This window comes from Bacillus sp. RC251, from assembly GCF_044908765.1.
Lineage (GTDB): Bacteria > Bacillota > Bacilli > Bacillales > Bacillaceae_G > Bacillus_A > Bacillus_A wiedmannii.
The window spans coordinates 379505-403397 of record NZ_JBIYDP010000003.1 but is presented as its reverse complement, the minus strand read 5'-3'; the positions used below and the strand labels follow the sequence as shown (position 1 = coordinate 403397).

The window sequence follows — 23893 nt, the reverse complement described above, 5'->3', positions numbered from 1 at the left end:
AAAGGTATCCCAAACTAGATTTTAACCCTGACTTTTTAGAGACATAAATAGTCATGATATGAACTCACTTTTGGTTTTCGATAATTTTTTTGTATTATTCTTTATGAAATGAACAAATAAGGCGATTAAAGGAAAAGCTGCTCCAATGAGTAAAGTTACTTCACTATTAAATTTATAGTACGTATAACTTCCAACCCATGAACCAACGGCTCCCCCCAAAAAGAAGATGGTCATATATAATCCATTCAGTCTGTTTCTTATCTCGGGATTCAAACTAAAGATAACTTTTTGACCTAATAATAAATTTCCTGCTACACCAATATCGATGCAAACGCCTGAGATAAGTATTAATATCATACTAAATAGTGAATGATCTTGAACAAAAAATAATAGTATGATTGATAATAATACAAGCGCCATTGATACATTAGTCATTGTAAAAATATAACCTTTATCTGCTATTTTACCAATAGTAGGAGTTAATAAAGCTCCAGCTATTGCAACAAAGCCAAACAATGCAATTTCATTATTTGAGTAATGTAATGGTTCTGCCCTTAATAAAATTGGAATAACTGTCCAATAAAGACTGAATGTCGCGAATAAACATGCGTGATAAAAAGCTCTTTGTTGTAACGATGAAGTATGTATTAATAGTTTTACCATAGAAGCTATTAAATTTTGATATCGCATGTTACTAGTTGATACCACTTCATAGTCGGGTAAAAATTTTATAATTAACAGTAAGATAACAACTAAGACTATTAATGAAAAAACGAATACCATTCTCCACCCGAACCAGTCAGCTATTCCGATAGATAATGGGCGAGCAATCATAATGCCAATCAATAAACCACTCATTACTTTACCGACATATTTCCCAGTCTCTTCAATAGGCACAATCCTCATTGTTAGCGGAACTAACATTTGAGCCGCACAGGCTCCAATACCAATTATAGTGGTTAATAGTAAAAAAATAATTCCATTTGTCGAAATTAGCGTACCAATTAATGAAAGAATAGTTAGCCCGATAAGAATCCCTATTATTTTCTTACTTTTAAATAAATCTGCCATTGGTACGATAAAAAACAATCCCAATCCATACCCAATTTGCGTCAAAGTAGTGAGCAATCCAGATAAATCCGAGGAGATATTCAAGTCTTTTGCAATGAATTGTACAATTGGTTGTGCATAATAAATATTTGCAGCAAGTGAGCCACAACTAATCGCCAAAATAAATATTAGAAAATTTGTCTTGTTATTCAACTTTACCATTCCTTTCTTTTTCGGAACGTCCGTTCCGAAATCATTAAAAAAAGAAAGACTATAGGTCTGCAATAGTCTTATCCACTAGACGATAGGCTAAATTTTTCTCTTTTTTATATTTGGACATTACATTCAGGCTATGATTTAAACTTAATAAAGAATATGCAACTAATTCAGTATCAGCCTCTTGTGAAATTTCCCCACTCCTTTTTCCTTCTTCAATGACTTGCTTAAATACGTTTTCAAGTTCATTAAAATCATTTATAAGTATTTCTTCTATGGCAGGATCAATTTGTCCAATAAGCAGTGAAGAATTTGTTATTATACAACCTTTTGGAATTTCATCTGAATAACATTTTTCAATATGTTGATAAAAAAAGGATGTAAGTGATGCTTTCGTGTTTATCCCACTAAAAAGTAAATTTCTCTTTTGAGAGCCATAGTTTTTATAATGTTCCAAAACTAGTTTAAATAGTGCATCCTTATCTCCAAAACTATCATAGAGAGTAGATCGACTTATACCCATCGTCTCAATCAGATCTGATATATATGTAGCATCATAACCTTTCTCCCAGAATAAATGCATCGCTTTATTTAAAGCATGTTCTTTGTTAAAACTAATCTTTCTACCCATTTAACAACACCCCCTATTATATAATTTAGTATAAATATTCCGGAACGGTAAGTCCACAAAATATTTCAAAATTAACTCTTCCGTTAGAAGGTTTTATAAATTTATTAATACAAATCAAAAACACTTGAAGTTGACGTTGGGTCATTTTATATACTGTTAAGTAGCTACTATTTCGCAATTTCATAAAAGAAATTAGAAAAATAGGAGGTTTTTAGATGCAACAAGGCGATATTATTATTTATGGATGTGTCATTATAGGTGCAGGGATCGGACTGACATTGGATTATGCATTTCCTGGTGTACTAATTGGATTAGGATCAGGTTACTTACTTAAAAATCTTTTTAGTAAAGAAGAATAGATGTGGTATGAAGAAAATAATCGTTAACGATAAAATCTTAACGTTCAGAAAGGTAGGTTTATCAGTTGATACACATTAATAAAGTTGGAGAACTGGCAGGCGTTACAGTAAGGACACTGCGTTATTACGATAAAATCGGATTATTAAAACCAGCATCAAAAACAGAAGGTGGCCATCGTTTATATACAAATGAAGAAATAAAAAAACTACAGCAAGTTCAATTTTTAAAAAAAGTTGGATTTCCGTTACAAGAGATTAAAAATATGCTCGACTTCAATGAATGGGATTGGTCGGATAGTTTACAGAATCAATTATCTTATGTAATAAAAGAGCAGGAACATCTAAAGAAAATAGAATTATCCTTACGGGAATTGATAAATGGAATTGCGATAGAAGGAGAAGAAAGCTGGATTGCGATTCAGAAGATTATGCAATTATCCAGCAAAGATAAAGATATACAACAGTATTATCGCGAATCTGTATTTAAAGAAAAAGAAATAAAATTATTGGAAAAGGTTCCTAAAATGTCAAGTGACTGTTCTGATTCACTTGAATGGATTGCTCTCATCGGCCAGTTAAAACGTTATATGAAGGACGGTCCAAAGGCAACAAAAGTTCAAAATATCATGAGAAGAATGGAGGAAAAACGCTTAGAAGAATTTGAAGGTGAGGATGAATTTCTAAATAAGCTTTGGGAGATAAGGATGTCTCCCAAACAATCAGAGAAACTTAGTTTATACCCAATTGATCAAGATGTGCTTCAGTTTATGAACGAGGCATATGCCATTTTTATGAATGAAAAAAATAAGCCTGAGCCGAAATAAGGGGAAATCACGATGGGTACAGAACAACTTCTCCTAATAGGCGGATTAGCTATATTGGACACGCTAAGCCCTACTACAATAGGAGTAACAATATATCTACTTTTAACAGATAAAGAGCGTCTCACGAAACGTTTATTCGTTTATTTATTGACGGTAGCTGGATGTTATTTTGTTGTTGGAGTTTCACTCATGCTAGGGTTAAATTTTTTATTTGAGATTATTTCTGGCGTATTTCAAAACCGAATCGTAAGCTGGACATTATTTATTATTGGAGCCCTATTATTCATCGCAAGCTTTTATATTCCACCAAAGAAAAGTTCAAAGCTCCCTTCACCAAAATCAAATAGCATTCTTTCAATAATTGCACTCGGATTCACTACTACATTAATTGAAGCGGGAACTGCCTTTCCTTATTTTGCAGCAATTGGCATACTAACTACTTCTAATCTATCATGGGTAGAATGGTCTTCTATTTTAGCTGGATACAACTTTATTATGGTATTGCCCTCTCTCGTGCTATTTCTCTTCTATCTCCTGTTTGGTCGGTGGATGCAAAAACCTCTCGAGAGGCTCCGAATGAAAATCGCTAATAGTACAGGATCAGCTCTGTCATGGATTATGTGTATAGTTGGCTTCCTCTTAATATTAAATAGCCTGGATTATTTATAGGGTGTTTTACCAAAGTATTAGAAAAGATCTTATTAGCTCAAAAGTGATGTTAAACGAATTAGAGAATTTACAATAAGGAAGGGATTATTATGCTCGAAATTACTAATGTAGAAGAACTTACACCTACAAGCCTAGCCTGCGCCAATCCGTCTTTTACAGGCAGTTACTCTCCCTTCCATCTTCCTCATATTCATCTAATTTTGATGCAGGATAAAATTCGTATTCATCCAATTCGTAATTATTTCTTCCAGCTTCGGATGTAGTGGCTTATCTGCTCCTTCCACATAAATCTTTTTAAATTCCAACGCTTTAAAATCACCTTCGAAATATTTCAAGGTATGATCCATATTTTTTATTACATGTACTTCATAATTACCTTTCACATAACCACCAATTCTCTTCGCTTTTTCAGGATTTGCCTGAAAGTCTTTATCACCAGCAATTGCTAGTACTGGACATGTTACTTTTATTAAATCTTTATAAATGTCATGCTGAAAATGCTCTCTAAGCCATTTTGCATTCATTGGCTTAAATCCAATTTTAACAATATCTTTTTTGGAGTTTATCATTTTCTCTGTTGCCTTTTGTGCCTGCTTTTCTCCCCGTTTCTCAATATTGAGAAGACGCATTAACTTTCCTTTTATTCCTTTTTGCTCTTTTAACTCCTTATAAATAATCTCCCTTTGTCTTTTAGTAGCTTCTTCTAACGATTCCGCAGCTCCTGTAAGAAGTATGAGTCCATTAACTGGGGTTCTTGCGTTTACTACAGTCGCTAACATACATCCTTCACTATGACCAGCTAAAATGATATTTTCCGGATCAACAAATGGTTGTTCTTTTAAATACGTAATCATAGCCTCTATATCACTAACTAAATCCCACATCCCAGTCTTCAGAAATTCCCCTTCACTCTTTCCTACTCCGCGCTTATCAAAACGGAGCGTCACTACTCCAAGTCTCGCCATTACATGCGCTAAACCTTTATAAATATTCGATTCAAGCTTTAACGGTACGATCATTCCATCACGATCAATCTCTCCAGATCCAGCGATAATAACAACCGCAGTATACTTCCCGTCAGCTTTCGGTTTAGTAATCGTACCGCGCAAAGTAAATTCACTATTTATCGCTACTTCATATTCGTCAAAAGTCATTATATTTATCCTCCTTCTATTCTTTTATATCCAATTTAAATTTCAAACTCGCTATTATATTTTTGTACTCTCTTACATCTTTCATAGATGCGAAAATGGGGTTCTCTGCAATACTTTTTAGCATGCTTCGCTTTATAATCTCTTCATTTCTAACCGTTTTAGCACCAAGCGGAAATTCTGCAAACCATTCATCAATCGCATCAAAATATGAATCGCCGTGTAAATGCAGGCTATTTACTGTGAAACTAGCTGCACAAACTGCTACATATTTCTGCAACATTTCTAATGCTCTTTCAAAATTGCCTTGCATACAATATACTTGTGCAGCAGCATAGTATATTTTTAAAGTCATATTAGGATGTAATGTTTCTATTTCATATATATCTATTAACATGAAAGCTCTATTTAAGATTATCTCTACCTTTTCAGCGCTTGAGGCATTTACTACTACATAATTCGGTATTGTGGCAACGAGTTGTATTAAATGTTGGTACATACTAATTTGCATCATTTCATTCGCCTTTTCAGCATTTCCAAGCATTTGATACGCTTGTGCGATTAAATCCTCTTCTGGAAAATTAGGACGTATCGTTTCGCCAAGTAATTGAAGCACCTCATTTGGTCTATTGAGTATAAGATAGCAAGTTGCTTGAAACGATGCCGCCTCTTTCACAAGAGAAACATCATCACTTTCTTCCTGTACCCTGCTAAAGAGAGACATTGCCTCTTCTAAAATTTCAGTTCTTTTATCCGTATCCTCTGTTAACATATGGTGGTTAATAAAAAGTAGTCCCATTTGAAGTAATAGCGGAAAACAAGAATAATATTTTTTGATTATTTCTCTGCACTCCTTCATTACCTCATCAAACGGTTCTTCACTAAAAGCTTCCGCTAGTCTATGATATAAATCCTTAATATCTTCCTGTTCCATTTGCGGTTTATAACTGATTAATTCATCTATACTTATGTTAAAGTACGATGCTAGCAGTGGTAAAAATGTAATGTCTGGATAACTCTGCCCCGTCTCCCATTTGGAAACAGACGCCTTCGTAATTCCGATATACACCGCTAACTCTTCCTGCGTAATTCCCTTTTCTTTTCTCTTATCCGCAATAATTTTATGAATATGAATCTCTCTCACTGTATCACCTCATACGTTTATTATATGTACTATATTCTATACAAAATATGAATTTAAAGTCGACTTTCGTTAACAAAATCAACTGTTAGGAAACATCTCTCTAAAATGAAAGGCAGGAACATATTTGATATGTTCCTGCCTTTTTATTGTGGGGTACCGATACTAACCATCTAGTTAAGATTTTGACATGCTTCAACATCAAATATTTTATCTCACTACAGTTTTCTATGAGAATCCAGTGAACAGATTATTTGTATAATTTTCGAAAGCCGAAGTTAAAAACCCTTAGTTTCTTGCTCACTTAAAGCACTACATTAATCTAGAAATTCAAGTGATTCCAATTTTTCAATTATCATTGACTTATATTTGATAGCTTCATACTGTGAATTATCAATTTTTGTCTTTTTTATATTTAACATATCAAATATTTCTCTTTCAATATCTCTTCTTGCTTCTAAAACTTTAATTGTTCCGTCTAAACCGTGATAGCCTTTCATCTTCCCATACCCTTGATTTGTATAATACTCAATAAATCCAGCAGACCATTCTTTATCTCTTTCATTAAATACCTTTCTGAATGAGAATTCCAAATCATCTTGTTCTATATAAAACAATACTGGATTTAATTTCTCTATAATTTTCTCTAATGCATTAATATAACTTATAACTTTCTCTTTTTTTGCACCATATTTAACCATCCCGATTGTTAATGGGTTTTGTATGAAGCAACATTCAAAAATATAAATTTTATTTTCGTTGTTGGCTATTTCAACAAAATTCCTCCATTTTTCAGTTATTAATTCAATATTCCTCTCTAGCGGTAATTCATATATATCATTTTTAAAAATGGTATTTAATAAATTTTCAGGAAAATTAGAGCTGTATTCATTTTTAATTTTTTTATATGGCAATAAATAATTGTTTTCTCGCTTCGTGACTCTATCACTAATTACTTCCTTAAAATTACCACTATTCACTAACAAACTTTCGAATTCAATTTTATCAAAACAAGATACCCCATCATAATCAGCAGGGTGATCTGGATTCCCTTCAAGAAATAACTCAGCGTCAATATTTTTTTCAATTAGAATATCGTAAAGCAAGCTTGCAGTGGTGGATTTCCCAAAGCCAGGAAGCCCTTCTACTATGATTAATTTCGTATTCAAAAAATCTACACCTTTCAAAGACAAAACGGACTAATTATCCTATAAATCTTTATCTAAATTTAATAAAACTAGAACTTCTTTTCCTATGTATCATTATTTCGTTATTTCACCAAACTGCGCTCTCGTTACTTTCGCTAAGTCATCCACTTTCAGCTCGATTTGTATACCAATCTTCCCGCCGCTTACAATGATCGTTTCAAGCGATTGAGCAGTCGCATCAATGCATGTAGAAAATAACTTTTTCATTCCTACTGGTGAACAACCACCGCGAATGTATCCTGATACTTTCGTAATATCTTTTACAGGAATCATTTCAATCTTCTTTTCGCTGACCGCTTTTGCGGCAGCTTTTAAATTTAGTTCCTCATCTACCGGGATGATAAACACATGATAATTTTTACTATTTCCTTGAGCGATTAACGTTTTATATACTTCTCTCACTTCTCGTCCAATTTTCCCGGCTACTGATACGCCATCAATTTTTCCATCTTCCGGATCATATGACATCATCGAATATTCGATCTTTTCTTTATCTAATATTCGCATCGCATTTGTTTTATCTTTTTTCATGGGTTTCTCCTTAAAAGGTTATTTCATATTATTAAGTTTTATTATACACCTTTTTCCATTTATCCTACATAACTTCACGTATATTTCAAAACTAAAAATATTGATAATTCAAAAATCATCTGATATAATTTGGAAAAACTTATGTTAAGGAGAGATTTGTCATGCGAAATGTTAATACTTCTTTCCAACTTCATCATCATACGTAACGCCGTGTATCCGAAGAAAAATTTTTCTTCGTGGGTACAGGGCTTTTCCTGTTGACCCACGAAGCGTTCATAAAGCTATGTGGGTATTTTTATACCTGCATAGCTTTTTTTAATTTTAAAAAGGAGTGATTACAATGGAAATGAAAAATGTAAAAGGAACGAAAGACTATTTACCAGAGGAGCAAGTGTTGCGAAATAAAATTAAAAGAGCTTGTGAAGATACGTTTGAACGATACGGATGTAAACCGTTAGAAACACCAACGTTAAATATGTATGAGCTTATGTCTTACAAATACGGCGGCGGTGATGAAATTTTAAAAGAAATATATACACTTCAAGATCAAGGAAAACGCGAACTTGCCTTACGCTATGATTTAACCATTCCATTTGCAAAAGTCGTGGCAATGAATCCGAACATCCGCCTCCCTTTTAAACGGTATGAAATTGGAAAAGTCTTTCGAGATGGGCCCATTAAACAAGGAAGATTTCGTGAGTTCATTCAATGTGACGTTGATATAGTCGGTGTAGAATCTGTCATGGCAGAAGCGGAACTTATGAGTATGGCGTTTGAACTGTTCCGAACGTTAAACTTAGAAGTAACGATCCAATATAATAACCGAAAATTGTTGAACGGTATTCTCCAGTCTATTAACATCCCTACTGAACGAACGAGTGACGTCATTTTATCATTAGACAAAATCGAAAAGATTGGGATTGATGGTGTACGAAAAGATGTACTTGAGCGCGGAATTTCTGAAGAAATGGCTGATACAATATGTAATACCGTTTTATCTTGTCTAAAGCTTTCGATTGATGACTTTAAAGACGCTTTCAATACTCCACTCGTTGCCGATGGAGTAAACGAACTACAACAATTACAGCAATATTTAATCGCTCTCGGAATAAATGAAAATGCTATATTCAATCCATTTTTAGCGCGAGGACTTACAATGTATACAGGTACCGTATATGAAATCTTTTTAAAAGATGGATCGATTACATCTAGTATCGGTAGCGGTGGTCGATACGATAATATTATTGGGGCATTCCGTGGTGATAATATGAGCTATCCAACAGTCGGTATTTCATTCGGCTTAGACGTTATTTACACAGCACTCTCGCAGAAAGAAACAATATCATCTACAGCGGATGTATTTATCATCCCACTCGGGACAGAATTACAATGCTTACAAATTGCCCAGCAATTACGTTCTACAACTTCCTTAAAAGTCGAACTCGAACTAGCAGGCCGCAAATTAAAACGTGCCCTTAATTATGCAAATAAAGAGAATATCCCTTATGTGCTTATTATTGGGGAAGAAGAACTTAGTACAGAAACCGTTATGCTGCGGAATATGAAGGAAGGTAGTGAGGTGAAGGTTCCCCTTTCTTCTTTAAATAGTTATTTATAATACGAACCACCCTCGTTTGGGTGGTTTTTCTATTTTATAGATAACGAAACCATTAGTTAACATAAAACAATTATATCCTACTAAAAATCACAAGTATTTAATATCCAATTACCTATTATTTTTGGTAATATATAGATATTAATTGTTTTAGGAGGATTTACTTTGAAAACTTACATACAAACACTAAAGTGGACTACAGGGATCTATCATCTATTATTACTTCCTTGCTATTATATATTTCCAAGTCTTGTTAATCTAGACTGGATACCTTTACTACTATTGATTGCTTTACATATTACTACTATTTTATTAGCTAACAAAGCAGGCATGAATACGTACGCTCATTATATAGGTATTATCGTTACTCTAGTTGCCTTCTTTCCTTATATAGACGTCGTTCTACATATTATAGCAGCTGTTTTCCTTTTATTAGATGCAGCTTCTACTACTAAAAAGGAAGTTTTTAATTCATAGCAAAATCAACAGCACATCCCCAGAATAGATTCACATGCATTTTAATTACAACCAAAATTTAAGAAAGTAAAAAATAAAAGGTTTCTTCACATATGGAAAACACCTTTTATTTCTACAACTCTTAACTATTATTTTTCGTATTTCTACTCTCCAAAACTTTCTCCATATTATGAGTTGCCCATTCCATCATTAATAGAATCATTGGACGTAGTGATTCACCAAGCTCCGTTAACGAATATTCTACTTTTGGCGGCACTTCACGGTATACTTCACGATGTATAATGCCATCTGCTTCAAGTTCTCTCAGCTGCAGTGTTAACATTCTTTGTGTGATATTAGGTTTTAATCTTTTTAATTCATTAAATCTCTTTGTACCATCTAATAAATGATACAAAATAACCCCTTTCCATTTTCCACCAATAACCTCAACCATAGCTTCCACTGGACAAGAATATTTATTTAAAAATGGGTAATTTATATTATTTTCGTTTGAACAATCCATCATAAGTCCCTTCCCTTACCAATAGTATCTTTTTTGATACTATAACACATAAATGTGCGTACTTGTATCTATGTTACTTTAAAAATATAATTTACTTACAAAAATAAATTAATGAAAAGAGGAACTTTTATGACAAATACAAAACAAATTACAAAAGAGAAAATTATGGAGGCTTTCCATTTCAGACATGCATGTAAAGCGTTCGATCCTATGCAAAAAATTTCAGAAGAAGATTTTCATTTCATTTTAGAAACAGGCAGATTATCCCCTTCTTCTTTCGGATATGAACCTTGGAAATTTGTTGTCGTACAAAATAAAGAAGTAAGAGAAAAACTACAACCATATTCATGGGGCGCTGGTGGTCAACTTGCAACAGCTAGTCACTTTGTCATTGTTCTTTCAAGAAATATTAAAGATATGCATTATGATGCAGAGTATATTAAACATATGATGAACGATATTATTGGATTACCTGAAGACACTCAAAAAATTAGATATGAATTCTTCAAAAAGTTCCAGGAAACAGATTTTAACTTATTACAATCCGATCGTGCTGTATTTGATTGGGCATCTAAGCAAACTTATATTGCTTTAGGTAATATGATGACGAGTGCAGCTCAAATCGGCATTGATTCTTGTCCAATAGAAGGATTTGATAAAGAGAAAATAGATTCTTTACTTCGTCAAGAAGGCATTATCACTGGCGATAATCTTGAAGTATCTGTTATGGTTGCCTTTGGTTACCGTAAAGAAGAGCCAAAGCGTGATAAAACAAGACAAACTATGGATACAATTGTTGAATGGATTAAGTAATATAGCATTCACAAATAAAACTCCTTCTAGCTAAATACTTATTCTATTGAAGAATCAGTTGTTTTTCTAATGTATGAAATTGATTTTTCATGGAAAGATATGTTAGTATGTATACAGTTTGAGCGCTCTATTTTTTAGAGTCGAACAGGAGGAGAATGGATATGTCTGATATTGAAGTTGGCGAAGTGTTTACTCTCAGTGATGAGAATAATGAGGATCAGGAAGTAGAAGTACTCGGAGCGATGGATGTCGAAGGCGCAGAATATATTGCAGTTGCCTTCGTAGAAGACATTCAAACAGAATCTGAGGAAGACATTGATATTTTCTTTTTAAAAGTAGAAGAAGATAATGAGTTTTCATACATTGAAAATGATGAAGAGTTTGATAAAGTATCTGCTGCTTTTGATAAAATTTTGGACGAGCAAGAGCAAGAATAATAAGAATGAAAAACACGAGGGTGGATGCATATCCGCCCTCTTTTTATTTATCCCGCTATTCGCCGAGCAGTAAAAGCCCGATTGGTGAGGGCTGATAATCAGTGGGGGATGGACACCCCCCCCCCACTGATTAAAGTTTCACTTTATCACTCACCCAAAGACTTATGCAACAATTCCAGTACATCTTTCATCACAAATGGCCCCTCTTTTTTCACATGCTCAGCGAATTCAGAAACGAGACGTAATGTTCTTACACTTTCAATCGGATGCTCGCCTGATGCACTTTCAGCAGAAAGCATAACTGCATTCGTTCCGTCCAGTACAGCTTGAAACACATCAGTTACCTCAGCCCTTGTTGGAATAGAATGATCTACCATAGATTGAAGCATTTGTGTTGCTGTAATAACATATGTATTCGTTCGATTACATTCCTGAATCATCATTTTCTGCAAGAGCGGAATAAATTGATACGGTAACTCTACTCCTAAATCCCCCCTTGCAATCATAATTCCGTCTGCTTCTTTACATATATCTTGAAAATTCCCGATCGCTTCCATCGTTTCTATTTTGGCAATTACATTAGGTGACGTTTCTTTGTACTGTTGTATATAATCTCGTATTTCTTTTATATGACTAGGTTTCCGTACGAAAGAACATGCGATAAAATCAACATCCTCTTCTAGAAGAAACTGAATGTCTTTTTTATCTTTCTCTGTAATAGCTGGTAAACTAACGATTGCCCCTGGTAAATTCACCCCTTTATGAGATGAGATATTACCACCTGTTTTCACCTTTGTTTCTATTTTTTCCGTACTTATCTTTTCAACGATTAACTCAACTTCGCCATCGTTAATTAAAATTCTACTTCCAACTTTCACATCATTCGCGATTCCTGCATAATCAACATTTGCTTCTCTATTGCTCCCTGTAACTGGTTGCGTATGTAAAATAAAAGAATCTCCCGCCTGAAGTGTAATTTGTTCTCCTTTTACTTCACCTAACCTTATTTTAGGACCTTGTACATCGCCTAAAATTTTAATAGAATCGTCTAACGATTTGACTAAACGAATGATGTCTTTATGACTTTCATGCGTGCCATGTGATAAATTCAAGCGCACTATTTTCATACCATTGTTTATTAACTGCGCTAACGTTTCTTTATTATGACTTGCTGGCCCAATTGTACAAACTCGATCGATTGTCATTTTTATCACCATCCTTTTTTAGATAAGTTTCCCACATAACCTTAAAAATAACAGAGATCATGTAATGAATAGATTTAAATTTACACGAATTTCATAAAGTTAAACCTGTTTCCCTTGCTAGCTAAGCATTAGAAGATATATTCGATTTTTTGCAAATGAAGAAATGTTGAATCAAAAGTAAAAGAACAGTTAAGTATGGGACAAGTTATTGAGAGTTTCAAAATTCTCATATATTGTATGAATTGAGTTCGAACTCAAAATTAAAAAAGGTGGGAAAATTAGTGAATATGAAAAAATCTTTAACGGTGACAACTTTAGGGTTAGCGGTTTTAGGTTTTGGTTTTACTAATAACGCAAGTGCTTCAGAGGTGGGCACTGCAGACAAGCAGCCCGTTTTGGTTAACAATGATGCTGTTCAATCAGCAAAAACATCTAATGTTCCTAGTTTGACTGTTGCAGCTGCACCTAAGAATGACTCTAATATTAGCGTGTATACTCCCTTTTTTGGTAACCCATATGCAGTTGCTAAATCGAAATCAACTACGATCGAAGACTATATTTATGCAAAAGCAAGAACTTTCAATGGCGATGGCTCATTAGTGAATATGAAAAGTAATAGTGCCAAAAAATCAACTTATGTAAGTGCTACAGCGACCAACACAAGTGTTTATTATGGAGATGATTACGCTATTGGTAATCATACCTATAAATTGAGTGGTTATAATGATGTGAATCACGAAACTAAAGCTTCCTGGTAAGAAAGAGAAAAAAGATATGCATCTTGCATATCTTTTTTCTCTTATATTTTAAATATATTGAGGTGCTATTTATGAAACAAATGTATATTATTATCAGTGTTATACTTATTTCATTAATTATAATTTATGTTTTGTTCCCTACTTCAATCATACAACCACATACATCTCCTAAAGAAAATAAGCGAGAGCAACAAACCAATACTATTTCTTACGGATTGAAGAATACTAAAGGTCAACATATTAATAATGGTAGTAAAATTACTATGGAGAATAATAAAATAAATGTATCGTTATCATTCATACATAATGTTGATGAAGACCGAAAATATGGATTAATTGTCCTAGAAGATTACGAACAAAAACCTTTTAAAATAGAAGAAGCTGCTAATGAAGTATCACACTATTCTTTTGATATGAAACCAAATAGTTCAATTACTACGAGAATCTCTTTACACACTTCTCCTAATGCAAGTGAATTAACCTTTTTAATAATTAAAAAACCTGAATATAAATTAAAAGATAATGACTTAAGTAAAGCGGTTATATTAGAAGAAATTTTAAGTATGCGATACTCAACAAATCCCCCTCAGGAGGGAAGCGAAAAAATAAAACTCACCTTTATAGATCCAAATGCTATTTTAAAAGATGGTCTTTATGAACCATTATTTGTTACGAACAATGAAGAGAACTTACAAACTGTCTTCTCTGATAAAGAAGGCAGACAATTAACCTTATCAAATGGTAATGAAACAAAAGATGAAATGACTTACGCAATCGTGGCATTTAAAGATTGGGAACAAGTTGAAATATTTAATGATAAAAAAGTCGTTTATACTGCGGTCGCACCTGAAACGAGACAAATTTTCAATTTTACATTGCCTTCAGTGGATCAGGAAAGTAATTTTCAGCTCGTCGCTTTTCCATTTCCTTATAAAACTAGCGAAGAAGATTATGTCAGTCAACAAGCATTCGGTTCATTTCGTATCGTAATTGAAAATAAATAGACTTTTACAAAAAATACAAAAAAGCCTACTTCCACAGTAGGCTTTTCAAACTACGAAAGTTTCGTTAATAACTGAGTTAAATCTTTTTTCGTTTTCGTCGTTAATGATTTCATTTTATTAATATCTATCTTTTCTTTCTCCGCTCCTACAATTAACGGATACATACTTTGTCCGATTGTTTTATATTCAGCTGGATGAGATGCTTCTAACTCTTTCTCGATTACATCCCACTTTTCATTAATTTGTTTTCCAAGTTTATTTACTGTTTCTAATTTCGGATTTGCAGCTAATTGCTTGTCTAAACTATCAATCAATGCAGCAACTTCTTTTACATTTGTTTTCACAGCTACGCTTTTCTTCGGATCTTTCGTTGTTTTTCCGTTTGAGTTTGTACTTGTACTTTGATCTGTTGTTTTTCCGCTAGTCGTTTCGTCATTCATTTTTCCTGTCGTCTCTTTTTCTTTTGTTTTCACATTCTCATTTTGAGATGACGTTTTACCGTTACTCTCTGTTCCTGATGATTCTTTCGTATTTTTTGCATCCTTATCTGTTTTTTCATTTGAAGAAGTATTTGTATCTTTTTCAGTATCTTTCGTTATTTTTGACGTCTCATCTGCACTTGTCGTTTTTGATTCTCCTTCATTTTGCGCTGTTACTTGCTCTTTCTTTTCTGTCTCTTTCTCTGCTGAAGGACTACAAGCTGCCATAGTAAGCATTGTACCAATTGTTATCGATGCGATAGCGACCTTTTTCATTTTCATATAAATCCCCCTATGTTTACTTTATTTATCCTCCCCTTTACGATTCGATTTCCCCTTAAAAAATCCCTTTTCACATGAATCACCATCTTTCCGACAGTAATCTTCATAATAATACGTACAAAAACTGATAAACCCATTTGAATATTCGAGTTTCTTCTACTTCATTTTTCTTCTCTGTAGTAAAAGAAAAAGAGTATATTGTCAAATGAATAATTACTATCTTCATATGACGATATACTCTCCTATCAAATTTTTATCTTTCTTGACATTTTATTTAAACAAAAAAATAAAATTTTCTTTTATTTTTTTGTTTCTCAACAATTGTTAACATAATATATTTATGAGTAACCACCGTTCGAATGAATGACTTGCCCCGTAATCCATTTTGCTTCTTCACTTACTAAAAAAGAAATTAAGCGTGCTGCATCTGACGGTTCTCCTACTTTACCTTGTGGGAACTTCCATACTAAATGATGCTTCAGTTCCTCTGTAATCCATCCTGTATTCGTCGGTCCTGGATCAACAGCATTCACTGTAATCCCCTTCTCCATCGCAACTGGTGCTACTGATTTTGTAAATGCTTCAATTGCTCCTTTCGTTGCTGCGTATGCTAGTTCATCAGGCATTGGCCCTAGTGACTGTCCTGAAGTAAGGTTAATAATACTTCCATTCGTTTTCAGTGCATAATGTTTTATAAATAATGAACTTAATTGCATAGTAGCGCGGACATTTACTGTATAATGTTTATCTAGCTGTTCTACATTTAATTCTTCAATTCTCGTATGTGTAGAATACGCTGCATTATTAATTAAAATAGATGGATCACCTAAACGTTCTGAGACCATATAAAACAAACGATTTGGCGAATACGACTGCGATAAATTGATTTCTGCCATTTCACATCGAACACCTAAACTTTCAATCTCCTCTTTCAACAAAAAGGGCTCTTTGTCATGCATTCCCCACGGCATCGCTTTATCATACTGAGACCAGTACGTGAAAAAAATGTCTATCCCTTTTTGAGCAAGCACCTTGCATACAGCTGCACCAATTCCATTCAGACGAGTTGCCCCTGTTACAATTGCTATTTTCTTCACCTTTTCTCCTCCATCTATGGATAAATCCCCTGCACGAATACAGAGGATCTATCTTTTTATTCAATATTTGATAATATGCGTTCTGCACCTAATTTTAAAATTTTAATGAAGATATAATTTACAATCGTAAACATTACAAATAAAACGATAAACATAACCCACAGTCCTACTTGAAGGAAGAAGTATAATAGACTTACTCCCGCTACAATAACTAAAGCTATAAAAATATTAGCTAAAAAGTTCCACAAAGTTGTATATCGGCTCTTAAATAATTTCTGCTCTGTATCCCAATGTATATCTGCAGTTTGTGCATCCCAGCGTGTACCAATTAAATTAATTAACAGTAAACCGTTCGCACTTAGTAAAAACCACAGTAACATGAATACAGGAGAAATCCCAGCTACAACTGCCATCGTAATACCGAATACTGCTAAAATAATCACATTAATTAACCAAGCAGTAATTGCTTTCGCAAAAAAGATATCCGAAGCTTTTACAGGTAAATAACGATTCACAAACCAAGAGCTTCCATCACGTGAAAATGATGTTGTTGCGATAACGTTACTTCCCATTAAAAATAACGATGCACAAAGTCCTACACCAATCGCCAATCCTGCTGATTTTGGGTTATCAATATACCCTGTAATCCACTTTAAATTCCCATCTTGCACGAATAAAACAAAGAATAACATAATCGGCATAACGAAAGTTTGTACGATACAATTTAAGAAAAATTGTGGTGTACGGAATAACGTTTTAAATTCTTTTTTCACATACGCTTTCAAATGTGAACTTTGTACCGTTGATTTCTGTAAGCCTTCTGCTGAAATAACCTCTTTTTTTGCTGTACTCGTTGAAAGTCCAATAACCCCTTTTAAATATGTACGCTCTGCAATGTAATAAAACAACACAAAAAATACAAATGAAATAAGTGCAAAGATGATTACGTATAAAGGTCCCTTCCAATTTGCATTTTCTACTAATGCCACTGCTCCAAAATATGTAGTTGGAAAATAGTTTGTCATTTGTACTAGAAGAGAAGATTGGTTGTTCGCAAGGTAATTCGTAATTGCATCTTCAGAAAACGAGCTTTTATTTTTCCACTGTAAAAATACATTAATTCCTACAATAAATAGTATACTGACGATTCCAATAAATATATTTCCTCGGTCTTTATTTTTCGCTATATTTGTATATCTCATAATAACTGTCATCAGTAACGAAGCTAATACTAACGGCACAATCGGGAACAGTAAGTAAATAAAAATCATGTATATGTAATAGGTAATAAATGCGCTACTTTTTAACCCGTACGTAATAAAGATTGGTAATAAAATGAATGAACTCATTACGTATTGTGTAATTAATACCGTTAAAAATTTTGCCGAAATAATCTGGGCTGGTTTCAATGGTAACGGTAATAACATTTCAATGTCATTACTATAGTAAAATACAGTTAAAATGTTCGTTATACTCATTAAAAATACCCATATACTCGCAATCGCAAGTCCCATTGCGATAATCATTCCTGGGTCTTGCCCTAAATGTTTCATACCTTCATACATTCCGTGCGTGATAGAACCAAATATTAAAAATCCTACAAATAAAATGGCTGCAAATGAAAATACATACGCCCATCGCTTCTTCTTATCTGTTATGAAATCTGCATAATTTAATTTCAATAATACTTTCGTTAACGTCCAAATTTTACTCATTGCCCGTCATCTCCAAGAACATTTTTTCAAGTGATTCATTGGATTTAAAATGATCTCTCATTTCATCTAAATTCCCCTTAAACTGAAGATTTCCCTTATTAATAATTGCAACGCGGTCACATATTTTTTCTGCCACTTCTAATACGTGTGTCGAGAAAAATACGATTTTTCCTTTATCCGCATGTTCTCTCATCATTTCTTTTAAAATATATGCAGATTTCGGATCAAGCCCCGTTAACGGTTCATCTAAAATCCATACATCTGGCTCATGCACGAGCACACCAATAATAACGATTTTTTGTCTCATACCGTGCGAGTAACTTTGAATTTGATCCGATAACGCATTGTAAAGATCAAATTTCTTCGCTAAAGACTCGATTCGTTCTTGGCGTACTTCTTTCGGCACTTCATACATATCTGCCATAAAGTTTAAATATTCAATTCCCTTTAATCGTAAAAACATATCTGGGCTATCTGGAACATAACCAAACGTCTTTTTCGCTTCCATCGGATATTTCATAATATCTTTACCGTTAATCGTAATCGTTCCTTTGTCCACACCATGAATACCAGTAATCATCTTAATTGTCGTTGATTTACCCGCGCCATTCGGTCCTAAAAATCCAAAGATTTCTCCGCTAGGCACAGATAAACTTAAATCTTTTACTGCATAGGTAGACCCATTATAACTTTTTGACACATTCGTAATTTCAATCATTCCATCCAATCCTTTCCTTAATTACCAAATAACTATATTAATATTATAGCATACTTCTATTTTTAGATTTTTATATTTTTTCAGTTTTTTAACCTTTAAAATAAATATACACGCCTAATCCAACGATTAAAACGACAGCTAATATAATATAAATCATCGTCAGCCGTTTAATATTCCCTTTTGTCGCTTTACTATAATTCGCATCACCATTTCGCCCAATTAACACCGTCGCCACTACAGTAATGACTACAAGTAATACAACGATCATGATCCAAGTTAACATTCCTTCCTCCCCCCTCCTTACAACCATTTTACAATATTATCCTCTTTATTTCGCAGTATATTTCCTCTTTTTACTATTATTATGAAAAGAATTGGAAAACTATTATTACTATACATTTTTATATGTGATATATTTATAACATAACGTGATTTATTTCTAACACTGAAAGGAGAATCTATCGTGAAAACAACTTGGATAAAATATTTAGGATTTCTCGGTTTCTTCGGTTTCCTCGGCTTTTTTTATGAAAAAGGATTGTTTACTATGTTTTGTTTCTTCTCCTTTTTCACAACGTATAGAACGGTTCAACACGATGAACTATTTGAACAAATCGTCAATAAATCGTGCCGCAATGCATTTATCGTTACATTACTAACGACCGCTATCATTATGTTTATTGAAATGTTATTTCCAAACCCGGCGCTACAAGAGATTGATATCGCTCTTATTTTCAGCACACTCATTCTTACGTTCGGCTTCTCTATGTTCTTTTATGATAAACCTGTTGATGAAATGGAAGATGCGCCATGGCGTTCGTAACGAGAATAAAAGAATACCGCGCCAAATCGAACATGACACAAGAAGATTTAGCGAAAACTGTTGGTGTACGTCGTGAAACGATAAGCCATCTCGAAAAAGGAAAATATAACCCTTCCTTACAACTAGCTCACGATATAGCGAAGGCACTTCATAGTACGATTGATGAGATTTTTATTTTTGAGGATAAATAATGTGAAACTTTAATCAGTGGGGGTTTTCTTCACCCCCCACTGATTATTAGTTGAACCAATCGGACTTTTATGGGCAGCCCGCCCCCCACCTAAATTCTTTGCTTTCGCTGCGTTTTGAGGTAGGGGTCTTACTGCCCATTAAAGTGGGATAAAAAATACCGGCATTCTTTTCACAAAGAATACCGGTATTTTTCATTTATTCAACTAATCACCCATACAGAATCGCATGAAATACGCCTAACAATAAATATTGATCCTCTATATAATTCTCATCATATACATTCATCTCAATATCATACATATCTTCCTCAAGACGAATATTCCAATCTGCGATTACATAGCCGTTTCGTAATAACTTTCCAAGCCCAATTGAAGTTTTGTGAACAACATATTCTTCTCCCTTATATGTAAAAGTAAATAAGAAATTTGCATCTAATAACTTTCCGTCACATACAAGTATTTCATGCTCTGCATCATTATTATCGATATACGTTACTAAAATCCTTCTTTGACGCTGCCTACTTACATCCTTTGCAACGACGCGAATATTGTCCTTACTATCCTTTATTTCATAAATGATATTACTACCGACTTTCGGAATAAAGTCTAGCACTTTCATCAACGTATTTTTATAATAGCCCCGTACTGCGCCTACTCTTTCGCTTTCATTATAAACCTCTATTGACGTCGTATCCGCCTTACTATCACACAGTCGCTTGTAAGAAAGCTGCATCATTCGCTCTCCTCTTAAGTACTGATCAAACGTCACAGGATATTCTATCGCGCGCAGTTCCTTATTTAGCTCATTTAAATAACGCTCAACACTTTCTACTAATGCTGTAGTGGATATACGCTCCTTAAGTTCAAATTGCTGCCAACTGGAAGCTATTCTCCACTGATCTTCCTCTTCGTATAAGAATCCAAGAATTACTTCCTCACGATCACTCGTTTCATAATTCAACTGTTCGTTCTGCCCATGTTGCACTTGTTCCATCCACTGTCCTAAATAAATACCAAGCTCTGCAACCTTCATGCACGACTTCTGGAACAGTACGCTGTCACCGACAAGAATCGTTACATCCCCTTCAATAAAGCCATTTGCATAAGCGGTATACCGTGGCTCTTCCTTGTGCGGAATACTCTTGTCTAACTCAAATAAAAACGTTAACATTCTTTACTCACCTCTAGTTATTACACCGATCGTACCTATAAATTGAACCCAACTCAAATTATATCGACGATTTTTCCAATATATCTACCGTAACTCAAAATATATCAACGATTTTTTCGATATATCGACGATTCGACAAAGAATATCGACTTATCGACAAATATCAACACATTTAAAATGAAACTACCTTTTCTTCCGCCACTTCCACAATTTCTAAAATTTGTAGCAGGCTCTCCACTTCATAAGTCGGCTTAACACTTGCCCTATTTTCTTTCAAACTTGGATTATACCAACACGTATCAATGCCGTAATCTTCTCCGCCTTTCATATCAGAAGTTAGCGAATCTCCAACCATCAATACACTTGATTTATCAGTAATTCCAAACTTCTCAAATGCATAATCAAAAATCTCACGTGCTGGTTTTTGATGACCAACCTCTTCTGAAATAATAATATGATCAAAGAAATTACATAAAGGCGAATTTCCAATTCTCGATTGTTGCACCTTCGTATATCCATTCGTAATAATACCTAACTTGCAATCTTGTAGTTTCTCACATAATTGTACTGCACCTTCTATAAGATGTACTTCTTTCCCTAAGTTTTCAAGGTATACATCACTAAATTGCTGCGCATCTACTTCTATATTATGCAGTGCAAATAATTGTCTAAATCGATCTACCGCTAATTCACTTAGTGTAATCATTTTATTTTCTAAATCTCTCCATAATCCATTACTAATCTCTTTATAACTTGCAAGGTAATCATTATACCCTGTAGGCATGCCAAACTGTACAAACGCGTTATGTAATGCGTTTCTTTCCGTCTCAGGAAAATCTAATAATGTATCATCTACGTCGAATAATATAACTTTGTATTTCATTATGCTCTCCTCAACTAGTACGTTATTTACAACTTGTATTTTCTCATTAATCGTCTCTTAAGTCGAACTTTTTCCCTTTACGAATAATAGCTGTACAGCAATCTTAAAGTTGTTTCAGACACACGAATCATGTTATTCAAAAATAATTAATTGTGAAAATACTATAAATTTGAGATAATTTGGATAATGAATCCAATTTTTAAAAAGGAATACAGGAATAGAAAGGGGCGGAAAGACATAGTAAATTCATGGGGAAGACCTAAAATACAAATCCCAAAAACAAAAAGTGAATGGGTTGGAGATATCATTGGATATTCATTATTCTTTGGATCAATCATTTTTTTGATTATCATTTGGGGAAGATTACCTGAGGAAGTACCCGCACATTATAACGCATATGGGACTGTAGATCGTTGGGGATCAAAGTGGGAACTTTTACTTCTACCAGGAATAGGGGCATTCATACTCCTTCTCATGCAGACTTTAGAAAAGTTTCCAGAAGTTCATAACTATCCAAAAAGATTTAATGAATCGAATGCTAAACAGTTTTATTTAAATAGCAGAAAAATGCTTAATCAATTAAAAAATGTCTGTTTACTTATTTTTGCTTTCATCCAATTTGAAACAATTTCAATAGCTCTAGATTGGAGCGGCGGTTTTGGAAAATTATTTTTACCGATATTATTAATTGGGACAGCTATTCCAATTGTGATAGGAATAATAAAGCAACGAAACATCTCATAATACGAACCGATATTTCGTTATCGAGCTCTTTATGGAACGAAATTATATCAACAATAAGAAAAGGAGGCTAATCCACATCAGCCTCCCGAATTCTTATTTATCCTCTAGCAATAACTCTTTCATTTCCTCTAACGACTCTTTCGTAAAGCCGAGTGCCTTTTCAGCATACGCTTCAACTGAACCGTATTGCTTTTTCAATTCATCAATCGCAGCTTGTAAATATTCAGCACGCGCTTCAAACATTGCACCTAATATTGCTCTACTTTCATCGTTTTGTAATTTTGCACCTAAAAAGGCCATCATTTTTTCATTTAACTTTTCACGGAAACCGTTACTTAGTAAGTAGTCTTCCATTACTGTTTTTTCCGGTACACCTAGTAAAAGTAATAATAGTGCTGATCCAAATCCTGTACGGTCTTTTCCAGCTGTACAGTGGTTTACTAACGGTAAGTTTTCCGGGTTTTGCGCTAAGTTTAAGAAGCTCACAAATGCCTCATTACCACTTACGAAATCTTGATTCATTTTCACAAGATACTCACCCGGCTTCCCTAGCATAGAAAGGTCACCAACTTGGAAAAACTCGTTTATATTTAAATCTTTCGCTAAGTCTTGCATAACTGGTAAGCACACTTGACGAGCGCCTGTAATTTCTGGGTTTGGCTTATGCTTTACCTCAAAGTCTGTACGGTAGTCACAAATTAACTTTAAGCCAGACTTTTGTAAATAGTCGATATCCCACTCTGTTAGTCCTGCTAATTCTTCAGAACGGTACAATTTACCCCATTTTACTTTACGGCCTTCAGTCGTTTCATATCCTCCCATATCACGGAAGTTAAACGCGCCTTGTAATGGCAATCTACGCTCAGCTACTGTCACTGCTTGTCCATTACTTCCAACTAGTCTAAAATATGGACGCTCATTTTCACTCGGGTTTTCAATTGTACATGATGATTCTCCATTTACCGTTGCAAGTAATTCTCCAGTTTCTTCAATATGATCTGGTGAAGTACTCCAATAAATACGAACTTCTTCTATATTATTTTCCCACTTTATATATAGCGTATTGTCTTCATTTCTTTCTACAGTCGCTTGTAACCAATTTCTTTGCTGCTCCATTCTTTCACCAACACTTTCTCGTATAATCGAATCTTTCTTTATTGTATTATAGAAATATCTATTTTGTCGTTCTCATTTTTCTT

At 33.9% G+C, this 23893-nt stretch carries 28 protein-coding genes; 12 read left to right on the top strand and 16 right to left on the bottom strand.

The genetic code is table 11. The features are described from left to right. Nucleotides 1–51: 51 nt before the first annotated feature. Nucleotides 52–1272, bottom strand: a complete 1221-nt coding sequence (locus ABH961_RS16100; RefSeq protein ID WP_098048035.1) for an MFS transporter — start codon at nt 1270–1272, stop codon at nt 52–54. A gap of 49 nt (nt 1273–1321) precedes the next feature. After that, a complete protein-coding gene (locus tag ABH961_RS16095; protein WP_048544577.1) occupies nt 1322–1897 on the bottom strand; it encodes a TetR/AcrR family transcriptional regulator in 576 nt (191 codons plus the stop codon). A 215-nt stretch (nt 1898–2112) separates the two neighbouring features. Between ABH961_RS16095 and ABH961_RS16090 the strand changes: the two genes are divergently transcribed. The 3 genes from ABH961_RS16090 to ABH961_RS16080 all read left to right on the top strand — a co-directional run bounded on the left by ABH961_RS16090 (nt 2113) and on the right by ABH961_RS16080 (nt 3749). Beyond that, on the top strand, nt 2113–2256 hold the full coding sequence (locus ABH961_RS16090; RefSeq protein ID WP_001183897.1) for a hypothetical protein: 144 nt from the start codon (nt 2113–2115) through the stop codon (nt 2254–2256). Between the two features lie 65 nt (nt 2257–2321). Next, a complete protein-coding gene (locus ABH961_RS16085; protein WP_000581359.1) occupies nt 2322–3080 on the top strand; it encodes a MerR family transcriptional regulator in 759 nt (252 codons plus the stop codon). 12 nt (nt 3081–3092) lie between these two features. Next, on the top strand, nt 3093–3749 hold the full coding sequence (locus ABH961_RS16080) for a GAP family protein (protein WP_048544572.1): 657 nt from the start codon (nt 3093–3095) through the stop codon (nt 3747–3749). Nucleotides 3750–3943: 194 nt separating this feature from the next. Here the strand turns inward: ABH961_RS16080 and ABH961_RS16075 are convergent, their stop codons facing one another. From ABH961_RS16075 to ybaK, 4 genes are all read right to left on the bottom strand, one after another. Further along, the gene (locus ABH961_RS16075; protein ID WP_098653445.1) at nt 3944–4903 is read right to left on the bottom strand and encodes an alpha/beta hydrolase family protein; all 960 of its coding nucleotides are present in this window, start codon (nt 4901–4903) and stop codon (nt 3944–3946) included. Between the two features lie 16 nt (nt 4904–4919). Continuing rightward, nucleotides 4920–6044: a helix-turn-helix domain-containing protein gene (locus ABH961_RS16070; protein ID WP_404519643.1), complete on the bottom strand. Its 1125-nt coding sequence runs from the start codon at nt 6042–6044 to the stop codon at nt 4920–4922. A 314-nt stretch (nt 6045–6358) separates the two neighbouring features. Then, nucleotides 6359–7210: a P-loop NTPase family protein gene (locus ABH961_RS16065; protein WP_098047993.1), complete on the bottom strand. Its 852-nt coding sequence runs from the start codon at nt 7208–7210 to the stop codon at nt 6359–6361. A gap of 93 nt (nt 7211–7303) precedes the next feature. After that, nucleotides 7304–7780: a Cys-tRNA(Pro) deacylase gene (gene ybaK, locus ABH961_RS16060; protein ID WP_048544564.1), complete on the bottom strand. Its 477-nt coding sequence runs from the start codon at nt 7778–7780 to the stop codon at nt 7304–7306. A 340-nt stretch (nt 7781–8120) separates the two neighbouring features. Between ybaK and ABH961_RS16055 the strand changes: the two genes are divergently transcribed. Then, on the top strand, nt 8121–9398 hold the full coding sequence (locus ABH961_RS16055) for a histidine--tRNA ligase (protein ID WP_048544563.1): 1278 nt from the start codon (nt 8121–8123) through the stop codon (nt 9396–9398). Between the two features lie 162 nt (nt 9399–9560). After that, nucleotides 9561–9872, top strand: a complete 312-nt coding sequence (locus ABH961_RS16050) for a hypothetical protein (RefSeq protein WP_098847455.1) — start codon at nt 9561–9563, stop codon at nt 9870–9872. Between the two features lie 121 nt (nt 9873–9993). On the opposite strand, the gene ABH961_RS16045 is transcribed toward ABH961_RS16050, so the two are convergent. Further along, on the bottom strand, nt 9994–10374 hold the full coding sequence (locus tag ABH961_RS16045; protein WP_000340656.1) for a winged helix-turn-helix transcriptional regulator: 381 nt from the start codon (nt 10372–10374) through the stop codon (nt 9994–9996). 129 nt (nt 10375–10503) lie between these two features. Here ABH961_RS16045 and ABH961_RS16040 point away from each other — a divergent pair, with 129 nt between their 5' ends. Both ABH961_RS16040 and ABH961_RS16035 read left to right on the top strand, forming a co-directional pair. After that, nucleotides 10504–11187 (top strand): NAD(P)H-dependent oxidoreductase, encoded by a 684-nt coding sequence (locus ABH961_RS16040; RefSeq protein WP_048544559.1) that lies wholly within the window; start codon nt 10504–10506, stop codon nt 11185–11187. Between the two features lie 155 nt (nt 11188–11342). Next, nucleotides 11343–11624 carry a DUF1292 domain-containing protein gene (locus tag ABH961_RS16035; RefSeq protein WP_002008111.1) on the top strand — a complete coding sequence of 94 codons (282 nt, stop codon included), beginning with the start codon at nt 11343–11345 and terminating at the stop codon, nt 11622–11624. A gap of 146 nt (nt 11625–11770) precedes the next feature. Here ABH961_RS16035 and ABH961_RS16030 read toward each other — a convergent pair whose 3' ends face one another. Further along, nucleotides 11771–12841 carry a pyruvate kinase gene (locus ABH961_RS16030; RefSeq protein ID WP_088110342.1) on the bottom strand — a complete coding sequence of 357 codons (1071 nt, stop codon included), beginning with the start codon at nt 12839–12841 and terminating at the stop codon, nt 11771–11773. 269 nt (nt 12842–13110) lie between these two features. On the opposite strand from ABH961_RS16030, the gene ABH961_RS16025 reads away from it, so the two are divergent. Next, a complete protein-coding gene (locus ABH961_RS16025) occupies nt 13111–13587 on the top strand; it encodes a XoxI protein (RefSeq protein WP_098847457.1) in 477 nt (158 codons plus the stop codon). 71 nt (nt 13588–13658) lie between these two features. Beyond that, a complete protein-coding gene (locus tag ABH961_RS16020; protein ID WP_098069011.1) occupies nt 13659–14591 on the top strand; it encodes a hypothetical protein in 933 nt (310 codons plus the stop codon). Nucleotides 14592–14641: 50 nt separating this feature from the next. Here ABH961_RS16020 and ABH961_RS16015 read toward each other — a convergent pair whose 3' ends face one another. The 5 genes from ABH961_RS16015 to ABH961_RS15995 all read right to left on the bottom strand — a co-directional run bounded on the left by ABH961_RS16015 (nt 14642) and on the right by ABH961_RS15995 (nt 19165). After that, nucleotides 14642–15352, bottom strand: coding sequence for a hypothetical protein (locus ABH961_RS16015; RefSeq protein WP_098132335.1), 711 nt, complete (start codon nt 15350–15352; stop codon nt 14642–14644). A gap of 338 nt (nt 15353–15690) precedes the next feature. Then, complete coding sequence (locus tag ABH961_RS16010) at nt 15691–16449, bottom strand: SDR family oxidoreductase (protein WP_048544550.1); 759 nt, start codon at nt 16447–16449, stop codon at nt 15691–15693. Nucleotides 16450–16505: 56 nt separating this feature from the next. Beyond that, nucleotides 16506–18164: a putative ABC transporter permease subunit gene (locus ABH961_RS16005; RefSeq protein ID WP_098122787.1), complete on the bottom strand. Its 1659-nt coding sequence runs from the start codon at nt 18162–18164 to the stop codon at nt 16506–16508. Then, on the bottom strand, nt 18157–18882 hold the full coding sequence (locus tag ABH961_RS16000) for an ABC transporter ATP-binding protein (RefSeq protein WP_048544545.1): 726 nt from the start codon (nt 18880–18882) through the stop codon (nt 18157–18159). Before ABH961_RS16000 ends, ABH961_RS16005 begins: the two co-directional genes overlap by 8 nt. Nucleotides 18883–18970: 88 nt before the next feature. Then, on the bottom strand, nt 18971–19165 hold the full coding sequence (locus ABH961_RS15995; RefSeq protein ID WP_000958865.1) for a hypothetical protein: 195 nt from the start codon (nt 19163–19165) through the stop codon (nt 18971–18973). A gap of 180 nt (nt 19166–19345) precedes the next feature. Here ABH961_RS15995 and ABH961_RS15990 point away from each other — a divergent pair, with 180 nt between their 5' ends. Together ABH961_RS15990 and ABH961_RS15985 are read left to right on the top strand one after the other, a co-directional pair. Continuing rightward, nucleotides 19346–19705, top strand: a complete 360-nt coding sequence (locus ABH961_RS15990; RefSeq protein WP_033656368.1) for a DUF3796 domain-containing protein — start codon at nt 19346–19348, stop codon at nt 19703–19705. Next, a complete protein-coding gene (locus ABH961_RS15985) occupies nt 19693–19896 on the top strand; it encodes a helix-turn-helix transcriptional regulator (protein WP_048544541.1) in 204 nt (67 codons plus the stop codon). The genes ABH961_RS15990 and ABH961_RS15985 overlap by 13 nt, the downstream gene beginning before the upstream one ends. Nucleotides 19897–20104: 208 nt before the next feature. Here the strand turns inward: ABH961_RS15985 and ABH961_RS15980 are convergent, their stop codons facing one another. Both ABH961_RS15980 and ABH961_RS15975 read right to left on the bottom strand, forming a co-directional pair. Continuing rightward, nucleotides 20105–21067, bottom strand: a complete 963-nt coding sequence (locus ABH961_RS15980) for a tubby C-terminal domain-like protein (RefSeq protein WP_098222354.1) — start codon at nt 21065–21067, stop codon at nt 20105–20107. Nucleotides 21068–21239: 172 nt separating this feature from the next. Further along, nucleotides 21240–21950 (bottom strand): YjjG family noncanonical pyrimidine nucleotidase, encoded by a 711-nt coding sequence (locus ABH961_RS15975; protein WP_098202103.1) that lies wholly within the window; start codon nt 21948–21950, stop codon nt 21240–21242. 237 nt (nt 21951–22187) lie between these two features. Here ABH961_RS15975 and ABH961_RS15970 point away from each other — a divergent pair, with 237 nt between their 5' ends. After that, nucleotides 22188–22694 (top strand): DUF1648 domain-containing protein, encoded by a 507-nt coding sequence (locus ABH961_RS15970; RefSeq protein WP_306472363.1) that lies wholly within the window; start codon nt 22188–22190, stop codon nt 22692–22694. Nucleotides 22695–22787: 93 nt separating this feature from the next. On the opposite strand, the gene ABH961_RS15965 is transcribed toward ABH961_RS15970, so the two are convergent. Further along, nucleotides 22788–23810: a tyrosine-protein phosphatase gene (locus tag ABH961_RS15965; RefSeq protein WP_098847461.1), complete on the bottom strand. Its 1023-nt coding sequence runs from the start codon at nt 23808–23810 to the stop codon at nt 22788–22790. Nucleotides 23811–23893 lie beyond the last annotated feature (83 nt).